The organism is Stenotrophomonas sp. YIM B06876 (assembly GCF_030711595.1).
In the GTDB taxonomy this organism is placed as follows: domain Bacteria; phylum Pseudomonadota; class Gammaproteobacteria; order Xanthomonadales; family Xanthomonadaceae; genus Stenotrophomonas.
The window spans coordinates 135,950-148,854 of sequence record NZ_JAUJUJ010000001.1; the positions used below are offsets into that span (position 1 = coordinate 135,950).

Sequence of the window (12,905 nt, forward strand, 5' to 3'; positions counted from 1 at the left end):
CTTATTGTCCCAACCGGAATGCGGTCAGGTCACCATCAACGTTCTGCATCAGCAGAATCCCATCTACCACCACCGGCTGCGCCAACAATGCGTCGCCCCCGGTTTTGGCGCGAGCCGCAAGCCCGCCATCATCCAGTCGCAACCAGTGCAGATACCCTTTGTAATCACCCACCACGGCGTAGTCGCCCTGGATTGCAGCCCCGGTCAACGAGCGGCGTGCCAGCGCCTGCTGTGACCACATTGCCGAACCGGTGGATTTGTCCAGGCCGAACACACCGCCCTTGCTGTCAGTCACCACCACATTGCCCGAGGACACCGCCACGCCACCGGCACCGCCATGGTCGCGCGACCACATCGGACGCCCGGTCGGCCCTTCAATGGCCAGTGTCTCGTTCTTGAAGCTGCTCACAAACAGCGTATTGCCTTCCAGCACCGGCGCGCCATCGACGTCAGCCATGCGCTCCAGCTCGGTGCGTCCCTCCGGCGTGCCGACCATCTGCTCCCACAGCGGGCGGCCATCCTGCATCGCCAAGGCGGTCAGGGTGCCGTCGTCATTGCCGATGAACAGAACGCCCGGCCCGACCACCACCGGCGCGTTGCCACGCACGGTCAGCGACGGGAGCTCCTGGGTGTTGAACCAGCGGCGGGTGCCATTGCTGGCATCAAATGCGGTGGTGCGGCCGTCATTGCTGCGCACGAACACCAGGCCCTGGGCAATCGCCGGTGCGGCGATGACTTCGGCCGGCACCTTGGCCCGCCATTTCTCGGCACCATTTTCTGCATCCAGCGCGATCACCTGCCCGTCCAGCGTGCCGATCGCCACCAGCCCTTCACCTACGCCCGGACCACCGGAAAGACGCAACTTCGGCTGCTTCTTCACCTTGGACGGCTCGTATTTCCAGATCAGCTTGCCGGACTGCAGGTCCAGGGCGCGGACCCCGCCCTGCACCGCCGCGACATACACGCGCCCATCGGCCACCGCCGGGCCCTGGCGGATGCCGATACGTCCTTCACCCTTGCCCACGTTGGCGGACCAGAGCTTGTCGACCTTGACGGTCGGCTCGAATTTCACCAGCTCAGCCGGCTCAAGCGCCTTCTTGGCCTCGGCGTCCTTGCCGGCAAACCAGCCTTTCATCGTGGTGCAGCCTGAAAGTGCCAGCGTTACCAGCAACACCGTCGCAATACGCTTGAACATGGTTACCTGCCTCATCAGATTTTTTCCGCCGCAGGGTCAACCACCGTACCGCCGGCATCGGTCAGCTTGGTCTCCAGCAGACGACGCTGCGGAGCCGCCACGTCCAGCCTGGCCAGCGCCCTGCTGTACAGCTCGCGCGCTTCATCACGCTTGCTCTGTGCCATCAACGCATCGCCGCGGATTTCAAGGCTGGCGCTGTCCTCGCCGGTGGCGAGCAATTTCAACGCCTCGTCGGGCTTGCCGGTTTCAATCAGCAGCCGCGCGATGCGCTGTTCGATCAGCAGCTTGAACTCGCCTTCGGCCTTGACCGCGCGCAAGGTGGCAATCGCCGCCTCGCTCTTGCCCGCGTCAACCTGGGCCTTGGCCAGTTCCAGCGCTGCCAGATCCGCGTAGATGCTCGCCTTGCCGCCTTCGAGCGCCGCTACGTCCTTGGCTGCCTCGGCGAGGTCCTTGGACTGCAGGCTGCGGATGACTGCGTCGTAACGCGCATTGGCTTCGGCCAGCTGGCTGACCTGCTGCCTCTGCCACCACTGCCAGCCGCCGATCACGGCGATGCTGAACACCACCCCGCCGAGAATACCGGCGCCATTCTTGCGGATCCACGTGCGGACACGTTCGCTTTGTTCGTGCTCGTCGAGCAGGTCGTCAATCGCCATGCGTACTCTCGCTCTACCCTGCCGGGGAGCATTGTGATTTTAGTTGGGCTGCGTGTTTCAGTTGGAAACCGGCACCACGGAGCCGTCAGAGGATACCGTAAAGCGGGCGACATTAGCGCGCTTGTAAGGGCTGATATCCAATGTGCCGCCGGCCTGCTGAACCTCGACCGCGGAGGCATTGCCCAGCACTATCCGGGCCACTTCGCCAGGCTGGTAACTGCGCTTTCCACCGGCGCGGATCAAGGCACGCTCAAGCGTGGAGCCGTCAGCGGCGGTGATCTCCACCCAGCTGTCACCCTTGAAATCGAGAACCACGCCACGCCCCGCTTCGGGCTGCGGCGTCCGCGCGACAGGCGTGATCGAGGCGATATATGGCGCCGACGACGGCCGCGCTGCCGGAGCAGCTGCCGGCACCGACTGCACCGGCGATCCTGCAACCGGCGTCGGCTCGCTGGCCGGTACCACATCCAGGGACGCGGTATGGGGCGGCGTGTCGGCAAAATGGCCGCGACTGGCGTACCACACCGGCACCACCAGCGCGGCGGTGATCACCACATAGACCGCGCGCCGGCCGATATTTTCCGCCACCCGCTGCAACCGCGGGGTATGAACGTGACTCACCAGCCGCGCCGGCTCGATCGGAGCGATCTGCGCCTGCTCAAGCAGGCTTCCCAGATCGACGTTCAGCAATCTTGCATAGCTGCGCAACTGGCCGCGCACGAAGACCGGAGCCCCCAGCCGCTGCCACTGGTCTTCTTCCAGTGCCGTCACCACCTGCTCGGGCATGCGCAGCTGGGCCGCCACCTGCTCGCGCGACAATCCTGCGGCCTCACGCGCCTGCTGCAGCCGGCCGCCACATCCCACAGCACCATCGAAAGCGTTCACACCTGGATCATTGATCACAATGCATCAACCCTGGGGATTCGAGGTCGCAGCAGAGGGAAATTCCTCGCGCAACCGCTGTTGATATCGACTGGCCGCCACCTTGTCGCCCAGCCCGTCCTCAATCTGAACGGCCAGTTGTAACACGGAAGCGGTGGCCGGCGCAGCCGCCAATCTACGTTGATAGAACGCCCGCGCTTCGAAGTACCGGCCGTGGACGTACTCGTTGCGCGCCATCGACTCCAACGCATACGGATTGTCGGGCCGCAATGCCAGCGCCTCGCGCAGATCCCGGTCGGCGCGCTCAAGCTGCCCCGCCTCCAGCGCACAGCCACCGGCATTGGCCAGGGTCTCGGCCCGGCCAGCGTAGCCGGCATCGGCCAACACCCGGTCAAACCAGACCAGCGCCTCGGCCGGATGGCCACTGCCGCACAGCCAGGCTCCGTAGTTGCCAAGCACATCGGGTTGGCCGGGGCCGACCTCGACCGCTTTGCGATACAGCGCACCGGCCCGTTCGTCATTGCCGCGCCGCGCCTCGATCACCGCCTGCACGGTGTAGGCATCGGCAACGGATGGCTCCAGCTTCTGCGCGGAACGGGCGTGCTTGAGCGCCTCATCCAATTCGCCGCGCCCCAACCGGTCGGCGGAAATCTGCAACAACTCCCGGTACTGCATGCGCTGGCGCGCCGGCTTGTCATCGCGGATATCGTAACTGGGCGCCACTTGTTGGACGCTGCGCACCCTGCCCGGCTTTGCGCTGCGCCCGCCGCCGCAGCTGGTGATCACCAGCACGCCCGCGAGCAGCAGCCACAGGGCCGGATTACGCAAGGGCATCACCCGCATCCAACGCATCGAGCGTGCGCTGGAACTCGGCTTGCCGGCGCGTGCGGTCCATCACCTGCCCCTTGAGCTGGCCGCAGGCCGCATCGATGTCATCCCCGCGGGTCCGCCGCACCATGGTCAGCACCTTCGAATCAAGCAGGATCTTCTGGAAGGCGCGGATCTCGGCCTCACCGGAACGCTCGTAGCCCGTGCCCGGGAACGGATTGAACGGAATCAGATTGACCTTGCCCGAGTTCGCCGCCTGCACCGCGTTGTCGAACTGGCGCATCAACCTGGCCAGCTGCCGCGCATGCTCGGGCTGGTCATTGACACCCTTCATCAGGGTGTATTCGAACGTCACCGAATCGCGCCGCTTGTTGCCGCGCAGATAGCGCGCGCAGGAAGCCATCAATTCGGCAATCGGGTATTTCCGGTTCAGCGGCACCAGCGTCTCGCGCAGCTCGTCGGTCGGCGCGTGCAGCGACACCGCCAGCGACACATCACTCTCGACCGAGAGCCGGTCGATCATCGGCACCAGGCCGGACGTGGACAGGGTGACCCGCTTGTTGGCCAGGCCGTAGCCCAGATCATCGCGCATCACGCTCATTGCGCGCACGACGTTGTCGAAATTCATCAACGGCTCGCCCATGCCCATCATCACCACGTTGGTGAGACGGCGGATGCCGTGCGGGACGTTGCCCAGATGGCGCGCCGCCACCCACACCTGGCCAATGATCTCGGCGGTGGAGAGGTTGCGATTGAAGCCCTGGGTGGCGGTGGAACAGAACGTGCAGTTCAGCGCGCAGCCGACCTGCGAGGACACACACAGCGTGCCGCGGCCCTTGTCCGGAATGTAGACCGCTTCAATGGCGTTCTTGCCGTCATTGCCCATCGCCAGCAACCACTTGTGGGTGCCGTCGGCGGAAGGCTTGTCGAACACCACTTGCGGGACGACGACCTCGGCATGCTCGTGCAGCTTGGCGCGCAGAGCCTTGCCGAGGTCGGTCATCTCATCGAAATCGGTGACGTAGCGATGGTGGATCCACTTCATCACCTGATGGGCACGGAATTTCTGTTCGCCGAGCGCGGCGAAGAAATGCTCCAGGCCCTCGCGATCGAGGTCGAGCAGGTTCTGCTTCTTGACCGCCCCCATCGTGGCGGCAGGCACCAGGACGATTGCGGGTTTCTGGACGACCTCGTTCACGGCATCAACTCTTTAGCGGGAAACCACTTCGGTGGAAGCGAAGAAATAGGCGATCTCGATGGCAGCATTCTCCACCGAATCCGAGCCGTGTGCGGCATTGGCGTCGATCGACTCGGCAAAATCGGCACGGATAGTTCCCGCGGCCGCTTCCTTCGGATTGGTGGCGCCCAGCAGGTCGCGATGGGCCAGCACGGCATTTTCGCCTTCCAGCGCCTGGATCATCACCGGGCCGGAGATCATGAACTCGACCAGCGCGTTGAAGAACGGACGCTCGCGGTGCACGGCATAGAAGCCTTCGGCTTCGCGGCGCGACAGCTGCTTGTACTTGGCAGCAACGATTTTCAGGCCGGCCTTTTCAAAGCGCGCGTAGATTTCACCGATCACGTTCTTGGCAACGGCATCGGGCTTGATGATGGACAGGGTGCGCTCGAGCGCCATGGGAAGTACTCCGTTGGACGGGCCTTTTCGGCCCGGAGGTAATGAAAAAACCCGCGTGCGGACGCGGGCTTGGCCTGAATTGCGGTGCGTAATTCTAACGGCTGCCCGGGCAACTTGCACACCGCTGGATAAACACTGCTGCATCGCAGCATGACCCGGTCCATGACCAGGCATAAGATCCAAACAATCGTTTGATTGATTTTTAGCCATGGGCAAACCCGCCAACTTCTCCACCAAGGACCGCATCCTCAGCGCCGCCGAGGAATTGTTCGCGCAATTCGGCTTTGCCGGCACCTCGCTGCGCCAGGTCACCAGCCAGGCCGACGTGAACATCGCGGCCGTCAACTACCACTTCGGTTCCAAGGAAAACCTGGTCAACGAGGTGTTCCGCCGGCGCATGGACGAGATGACCAGCGCCCGCCTGGAACAGCTGGAAACCGCGCGCCGCGAGCATCCCGGCCAGCTGCGCCCGGTGCTGGCCGCCTTCGTCGAGCCCGCCCTGGCGATGGCCCAGGACCGCCAGACCGGCGGCGCCTTCGTGCGGGTGATCGCCCGCGCCTACGCCGAGAAAAACGACAACCTGCGCAAGTTCCTGTCCGACCATTACGGTCACGTGCTGCGCGACTTCGGCAAAGCCATCGCCGCCTGCGTGCCTGACCTGAACAAGGAGCAGCTGTACTGGCGCCTGGATTTCCTGGCCGGCTCACTGACCTACGCCATGGCCGACTTCGGCCTGATCAAACGCCCTGCCGGAGTCAGCGAAGCCGCCCATCGTGCCCACGCGGCACGTGAACTGATCCATTTCGCCGAGGCCGGCTTCCGCGCCAGTGCGGCTTCGAGCGCTTCGACGACCTCCCTTTCCACCCAGTAATCGCTGACCAACAAAGGCTTATCGACATGTCCAATTCCCTGCCAGTCCGCCGTGCCGCCGTGCTGGGTGCCGGCGTCATGGGTGCCCAGATCGCCGCCCACCTGACCAACGCCGGCGTCGACACCGTGCTGTTCGACCTGCCCGCCAAGGAAGGCCCGACCGATGGCATCGTGCTCAAGGCGATCGCCAACCTGGGCAAGCTCAGCCCCGCCCCGCTGGCCAGCAAGGCCTACGCCGAGGCGATCACCCCGGCCAACTATGAGACCGGCCTGGAACAGCTCAAGAGCTGCGACCTGATCATCGAAGCCATCGCCGAACGGATGGACTGGAAACAGGACCTGTACAGGAAGATCGCCCCGTTCGTGGCCGACCACGCCGTGCTGGCCTCCAACACCTCGGGCCTGGGCATCAACAAGCTCGCCGACGTGCTGCCCGAACAGCTGCGCCACCGCTTCTGCGGCGTGCACTTCTTCAACCCGCCGCGCTACATGCACCTGGCCGAGCTGATCCCGGCCACCACCACCGATGCCGCCGTGCTGGAAGGCCTGGAAGCCTTCCTGGTCACCACGCTGGGCAAGGGCGTGGTGTACGCCAAGGACACCCCGAACTTCATCGGCAACCGCATCGGCGTGTTCTCGATCCTGTCCACCATCCATCACACCCAGCAGTTCGGCCTGGGCTTCGATGAAGTGGACGGCCTGACCGGCCCGCTGGTCGGGCGCCCGAAGTCGGCCACCTACCGCACCTCCGACGTGGTGGGCCTGGACACCATGGCCCACGTCATCAAGACCATGGGCGACACCCTGCCCAACGACCCGTGGCATGAATTCTTCAAGGCGCCCAAGTGGCTGGAGGCGCTGATCGGCAAGGGCGCCCTCGGCCAGAAGACCGGCGCCGGCATCTTCCGCAAGGTCGGCAAGGACATCGTGGTGCTGGATCTGGAAAAGCAGGACTACCGTGCGGCTGACCGCGCCGCCGCGCCGGAAGTGGTCGAGATCCTGAAGATCAGAAACCCGGCCGAAAAGTTCGCCAGGCTGCGCGAAAGCCAGCACCCGCAGGCGCAGTTCCTGTGGGCGACCTTCCGCGACCTGTTCCACTACAGCGCCTACCACCTGGCCGACATCGCCGAGACCGCGCGCGACGTGGATCTGGCCATCCGCTGGGGCTACGGCTGGTCGCTGGGCCCGTTCGAAACCTGGCAGGCCGCTGGCTGGAAGCAGGTCGCGCAGTGGATCGCCGATGACATCGTGGCTGGCAAGAGCATGAGCAACGCCCCGCTGCCGGACTGGGTGTTCGATGGCCGCGACGGCGTGCACGCCGCCGAAGGCAGCTACAGCCCGTCGCGCAACGCCAAGCTGCCGCGCTCGGCGCTGCCGGTGTACCAGCGCCAGCGCTTCCCCGATCCGCTGCTGGGCGAAACCTTCAGCCCCGGCGAGACCGTGTTCGAGAACGACGGCGTGCGCATGTGGCACGACGGCGACGGCATCGCGGTGGTCAGCTTCAAGACCAAGATGAACACCGTCTCCGACCAGGTGCTCGATGGCCTGCAGGAAGCGATCAAGCGCGCCGAGCAGGACTTCAAGGGCCTGGTGATCTGGCAGCAGAAGGAGCCCTTCTCCGCCGGTGCCGACCTGGCCGGTGCGCTGGGCCTGCTGCAGGCCGGCAAGGTCGAGCAGTTCGAGGAAATGGTGCACAACTTCCAGCGCACCAGCCAGGCGATCAAGTACTCGCTGGTGCCGGTGGTGACCGCCGTGCGCGGCCTGGCTCTGGGGGGCGGCTGCGAGTTCCAGATGCACAGCGCCAAGAGTGTGGCGGCGCTGGAAAGCTACATCGGCCTGGTCGAGGCCGGCGTCGGCCTGCTGCCGGCCGGTGGTGGCCTGAAGGAGCTGGCCGTGCGCGCGGCGCAGGCCGCCGGCCCGGGCGGCGACGTGTTCGCCGAGCTGAAGAAGACCTTCGAAACTGTGGCGATGGCCAAGGTCTCCAACTCGGCGGTCAACGCCAAGGAGCTGGGCCTGATGCGTGCGACCGACAAGGTCGTGTTCAACAGCTTCGAAGCGCTGTACATCGCCAAGGCCGAGGTGCAGGCGCTGGCTGAAGGCGGCTACCGTCCGCCGATGCCGGCCCGCCGCATCCAGGTTGCCGGTGACGTCGGCATCGCCACGTTCAAGATGATGCTGGTCAACATGCTGGAAGGCCGCTTCATCAGCCCGTACGACTACGAGATCGCCGTGCGCATCGCCACTGTGCTGTGTGGCGGCGAAGTGGATCGCGGCACGCTGGTGGATGAAGAGTGGCTGCTGACCCTGGAGCGCAAGCACTTCGTCGAACTGGCCCAGCAGGAAAAGACCCAGGCCCGCATCGCGCACATGCTCAAGACCGGCAAGCCGCTGCGGAACTGACGGGACATCGGTAGTGCCGGCCACTGGCCGGCAACCTCTCCCAATTCTTACCAAAGAGATCACTGCAATGACCAAGCAAATCCAGGACGCCTATATCGTCGCCGCCACCCGTACCCCGGTCGGCAAGGCGCCCAAGGGCATGTTCCGCAACACCCGCCCCGACGACATGCTCGCCCACGTGCTGCGCAGCGTGGTCGCGCAGGCGCCGGGCATCGACGTCAACCGCATCGACGACGCCATCATCGGCTGCGCCATGCCCGAGGCAGAGCAGGGCATGAACGTGGCGCGCATCGGCGTGCTGCTGGCCGGCCTGCCGGACACCATCGCCGCGCAGACGGTCAACCGCTTCTGCTCCTCCGGCCTGCAGGCCGTGGCCATGGCCGCCGACCAGATCCGCCTGGGCAATTCGGACCTGATGCTGGCCGGCGGTACCGAGTCGATGTCGATGGTGCCGATGATGGGCAACAAGATCGCGATGGCGCCGAGCGTGTTCGACAACGACCACGTCGCCATCGCCTACGGCATGGGCATCACCGCCGAGAAGGTCGCCGAGGAATGGAAGGTCTCGCGCGAGGAGCAGGACGCCTTCGCCCTGGCCTCGCACCAGAAGGCGATCGCCGCAATCCAGAACGGCGAGTTCAAGGACGAGATCAGCCCGTACGATGTGCGTACCCGCCAGCCGGACCTGGCCGACGGCCGCCGCATCATCACCCGTGACCGCATGGTCGACACCGACGAAGGCCCACGCCTGGATTCGTCCGCCGAAGGCCTGGCCAAGCTGCGCCCGGTGTTCCGCAACGGCCAGTTCGGCGGTACCGTCACCGCCGGCAACTCCTCGCAGATGAGCGACGGCGCCGGTGCGGTGCTGCTGGCCTCGGAGCAGGCGATCAAGGATTACGGCCTGACCCCGCTGGCCCGCTTCGTCAGTTTCTCGGTCGCGGGCGTGCGCCCGGAAGTGATGGGTATCGGCCCGATCGCGGCGATTCCGAAGGCACTCAAGCAGGCCGGCCTGAGCCAGGACCAACTGGACTGGATCGAACTCAACGAAGCCTTCGCCGCGCAGTCGCTGGCGGTCATCCGCGATTGCGGCCTGGACCCGTCCAAGGTCAATCCGCTGGGTGGCGCGATCGCCTTGGGCCATCCGCTGGGCGCGACCGGCGCGATCCGCACTGCCACCCTGCTGCACGGCCTGCGCCGCCGCCAGCAGAAGTACGGCATGGTCACGATGTGCATCGGCACCGGCATGGGCGCGGCGGGCATCTTCGAGGCGCTGTGATCCGACGTAGCGCGGGATACCCAAAGGGCAGCCATACGGCTGCCCTTTTTTGTCGGTTGGTGCGGTACCTGGAGACACCTCGATAGAGAGAACCCGCCTCCCCGGCACCCTTTACGGCGACACGTCATTGCCCACAACCGCAGGGGGAACCGTTTGCGGCGACCGGCGCGGTGGCGAGCCGGACCCTGATGACTGAGCAACCCCCGGCAGCGGACCAGGTATCCATCACGACTTGGCGGAAGTATTCAGTAAACCGGAGAAGGCCGCCTCGCGATTGCCTGCCTGGCCTTGATCGCTCCGGCCCGCGCGTCCCGGGCAAATGCACTCGCCCATGATCGGACCTTGCATCAGCCAGATCCTAGCAGTCTTCGGCCAGCATCCGCTGCAGCACCTCACGGGCCGGACCCGCCAGCTTTTCGTTGTTCAGCGCGAAACGGATCGTCGCTTCGACCAGCCCCAGATGGGTACCGCAGTCGAAACGCCTACCTTCGAACCGGAACGCGTCTACCCGTTCAGTCTTGAGCAGCTCAGCAATGGCGTCGGTCAACTGGATCTCGCCGCCGGCCCCGGTTCCTGTCGCTTCCAGAAGCTCAAAAATTTTCGGACTCAACACATAGCGCCCCACCACGGCCAAGTCGCTGGGCGCCTCCTCGGGCTTGGGCTTTTCGACGATCGCGCTGATGCAGGCCTGGCGCCCCTCGAACATATCGGTGGCGACGATGCCATAGCTGCCGGTCTTGTCATGCGGCACATCCTCCACGGCAATGATGCTGGCGCCTGTGGCCTGGTTGGCGTCAGCCATCTGCTTGAGCGCGCTGTGGCCCCGATTCCAGATCAGATCGTCGGGCAGCAGAACCGCGAACGGCTCGTTGCCGACGATGGCCTTTGCACACAGCACCGCATGTCCCAACCCCAGTGCTTCGGCCTGGGTCACGAACACGGCCCGCACGCCCTTGGGCAACACATGCCGCACCAGTTCCAGCTGCTCGTGCTTGCCGGCACGCTCAAGCTTCTGCTCGAGTTCGTAGGCTTTGTCGAAGTAATCGGCAACCGCGTGCTTGTAGCGGTTGGTGATGAAAATCAGAGTGTCACAACCGGCCTCTATCGCCTCATCGACGGCGTACTGGATCAGTGGCCGGTCAATGATCGGCAGCATCTCCTTGGGCACCGTCTTGGTGGCCGGAAGAAACCGAGTCCCGAGCCCGGCAACCGGAAAAACAGCTTTGCGGATACGTTGTGTCATCAACTTCTATTTGCCTCGTGCAACCGGAAACTGGACCACTTTTGCCGAATCCGAAGATTGTTCGCAGGCAATTCCAGAAAATTCCGGCATCGTCGAATTGAAAATGGCTTGGATTTTTTCGAGGTCGTATGTTGCCACCGCTTCGCGCAGATGGGGAATACTCGACAACACCTGCTCGGATGAAAAGCTGCGGACTCCGGCCTCCAGGATCTTGGGGTGTGAGGTGGGCCGGCAATTCTCATCGGAATAGAACAGCGTTTCATGCATTTTTTCACCCGGGCGCAGCCCGGTGTAGATGATGGCGATATCACTGCCCACCCGCTTGCCGGCCAATCGGATCATCTGCTCGGCCAGCACCCTTATCAGAATGGGCTCGCCCATATCCAGGGTGTAGATGGCGCCATGGGATGCAGAGGCCCCGGCCTGCAGAATAAGCTGGCAGGCCTCGGGGATGGTCATGAAGTATCGGCTGACCTCCCGATGGGTGACGGTCACCGGGCCACCGTTTCTGATCTGCTCACGGAACAGCGGTACAACGCTGCCTGCCGAATCGAGCACATTGCCGAAGCGGACCGTGACAAACCGGGTGCGCGCGGCTTGCTGATCCAGGCTCTGGCAGATCATTTCCGCATAGCGCTTGCTGCCGCCCAGCGCATTGACCGGCTCGACCGCCTTGTCGGTGGAAATGAATACGAATTGTGCGATATCGGCTTCAATACAGGCACGTGCGACATTCTCGGTCGCGAGAATATTGTTGCGTACGGCTTCGCGCACCTGCGCTTCCAGCACCGGCACCTGCTTGTAGGCGGCCGCATGGAACACCGCATCCGGCCTGCCCCGGCCTATCGCATGCCGGATAACCGCAGGATCCCCGCAGTCTCCCAGTACCGCCTCGATCTGCAATGCCGGAAAGCCCCGCTCCAGTTCCGCCTGGATCGTCAGCAAGGCCAACTCGCTGATCTCAAGCAGCACAATCCTGGCCGCGCCATGGCGCGCGCACTGCCGGCACAACTCCGACCCGATAGACCCGCCGGCGCCGGTCACCAGAACCGTCCGGCCTCCCAGCCAGCCCCGGATCAACTCCCAATTCGGGAGGATCGGCTTGCGCCCCAGAAGGTCCTCGATCGCCACTTCTTTCAACTGGCCCGGAAGCGAATGCCCCTCGAGAACATCGCTGAGCCGGGGAACCTTACGGAAGGGAATACCGGTACTTTCGCAAATACCCACCACGCGCTGCATTCCGGCCGCGTCCAGCGTAGGGATAGCGATGACCAGCAATTTAGCCGCCGTCTCGCGTGCCACTACCGGCGCGTCTTCGAGCAACCCGAGAATAGGCACATCCTGCAGCTTGGCGCCCTGCAGATGCGCGGAGTCGTCAAGCAGGCCGACCGGCTCATAATCGCCGGAGCGGCGCAGATCACGCACCAGCGCCTCTGCCGCGCGACCTGCGCCCAGGATGAGAACCCGGCGTGCACCGGCATCGGACTGCACGGCCTGATAGTCCTTCCACGCGCGATACAGCAATCGCGGCGTGCCCAGCAGCGCGGACAGCGCAAACGGGTAGACCACCAGCACCGAGATCGGGTTGCCGTTCAATCGCTTGAAAGCGAGCACCACCACAATCGCCACTGCGCCCAGAAAACAGGCTTTGAAGATATTCAACAGGTCGGCCACGCTGGCAAAACGCCATAGCCCCCGATACAGGCCCATTTTCCAGAAAATAACGGCCTGGATGCCGAGGACCAGCGCGGTATCCACATTCCACAGCGGCAAAGGGGGTGCATCCTGCAACACCCAGTATCTGCCGGCGTGCAACAACTGCCAGCCGAGCCACACCATGAGCAAGTCATGGCAGATAACCGCAAACCGAGGGGCAAAACCAGCAGTCCGCTGGAGCAATGGGGTCATGAATTTGAGAC

11 protein-coding genes are annotated in these 12,905 nt (G+C 64.4%); 3 read left to right on the plus strand and 8 right to left on the minus strand.

The genetic code is table 11. From position 1 onward, the window contains the following. Nucleotide 1: 1 nt before the first annotated feature. Genes bamB through ndk form a run of 6 tightly spaced genes read right to left on the minus strand, consistent with a single transcriptional unit; the run spans nt 2 to nt 5,197 of the window. The gene (gene bamB, locus QZH66_RS00560; RefSeq protein WP_305803998.1) at nt 2–1,210 is read right to left on the minus strand and encodes an outer membrane protein assembly factor BamB; all 1,209 of its coding nucleotides are present in this window, start codon (nt 1,208–1,210) and stop codon (nt 2–4) included. Continuing rightward, the gene (locus tag QZH66_RS00565; RefSeq protein ID WP_305803999.1) at nt 1,210–1,851 is read right to left on the minus strand and encodes a tetratricopeptide repeat protein; all 642 of its coding nucleotides are present in this window, start codon (nt 1,849–1,851) and stop codon (nt 1,210–1,212) included. Before QZH66_RS00565 ends, bamB begins: the two co-directional genes overlap by 1 nt. Before the next feature lie 57 nt (nt 1,852–1,908). Beyond that, nucleotides 1,909–2,754 carry a RodZ domain-containing protein gene (locus tag QZH66_RS00570; protein WP_305804000.1) on the minus strand — a complete coding sequence of 282 codons (846 nt, stop codon included), beginning with the start codon at nt 2,752–2,754 and terminating at the stop codon, nt 1,909–1,911. Nucleotides 2,755–2,760: 6 nt separating this feature from the next. After that, the gene (locus tag QZH66_RS00575; RefSeq protein ID WP_305804106.1) at nt 2,761–3,537 is read right to left on the minus strand and encodes a tetratricopeptide repeat protein; all 777 of its coding nucleotides are present in this window, start codon (nt 3,535–3,537) and stop codon (nt 2,761–2,763) included. Between the two features lie 16 nt (nt 3,538–3,553). After that, nucleotides 3,554–4,759 carry a 23S rRNA (adenine(2503)-C(2))-methyltransferase RlmN gene (gene rlmN, locus QZH66_RS00580; protein WP_305804001.1) on the minus strand — a complete coding sequence of 402 codons (1,206 nt, stop codon included), beginning with the start codon at nt 4,757–4,759 and terminating at the stop codon, nt 3,554–3,556. A 12-nt stretch (nt 4,760–4,771) separates the two neighbouring features. After that, complete coding sequence (ndk, locus tag QZH66_RS00585) at nt 4,772–5,197, minus strand: nucleoside-diphosphate kinase (protein ID WP_305804002.1); 426 nt, start codon at nt 5,195–5,197, stop codon at nt 4,772–4,774. Nucleotides 5,198–5,405: 208 nt separating this feature from the next. Between ndk and QZH66_RS00590 the strand changes: the two genes are divergently transcribed. The 3 genes from QZH66_RS00590 to QZH66_RS00600 all read left to right on the plus strand — a co-directional run bounded on the left by QZH66_RS00590 (nt 5,406) and on the right by QZH66_RS00600 (nt 9,743). Next, nucleotides 5,406–6,068 (plus strand): TetR/AcrR family transcriptional regulator, encoded by a 663-nt coding sequence (locus tag QZH66_RS00590; RefSeq protein ID WP_305804003.1) that lies wholly within the window; start codon nt 5,406–5,408, stop codon nt 6,066–6,068. A 26-nt stretch (nt 6,069–6,094) separates the two neighbouring features. After that, a complete protein-coding gene (locus tag QZH66_RS00595) occupies nt 6,095–8,467 on the plus strand; it encodes a 3-hydroxyacyl-CoA dehydrogenase/enoyl-CoA hydratase family protein (RefSeq protein WP_305804004.1) in 2,373 nt (790 codons plus the stop codon). Nucleotides 8,468–8,534: 67 nt separating this feature from the next. Continuing rightward, entirely contained in the window at nt 8,535–9,743 is a 1,209-nt protein-coding gene (locus QZH66_RS00600) for an acetyl-CoA C-acyltransferase (RefSeq protein WP_305804005.1), read from the plus strand. 358 nt (nt 9,744–10,101) lie between these two features. Here QZH66_RS00600 and galU read toward each other — a convergent pair whose 3' ends face one another. Next, complete coding sequence (galU, locus tag QZH66_RS00605) at nt 10,102–10,986, minus strand: UTP--glucose-1-phosphate uridylyltransferase GalU (RefSeq protein ID WP_305804006.1); 885 nt, start codon at nt 10,984–10,986, stop codon at nt 10,102–10,104. A gap of 6 nt (nt 10,987–10,992) precedes the next feature. Further along, the gene (locus QZH66_RS00610; protein ID WP_305804007.1) at nt 10,993–12,894 is read right to left on the minus strand and encodes a nucleoside-diphosphate sugar epimerase/dehydratase; all 1,902 of its coding nucleotides are present in this window, start codon (nt 12,892–12,894) and stop codon (nt 10,993–10,995) included. Nucleotides 12,895–12,905 lie beyond the last annotated feature (11 nt).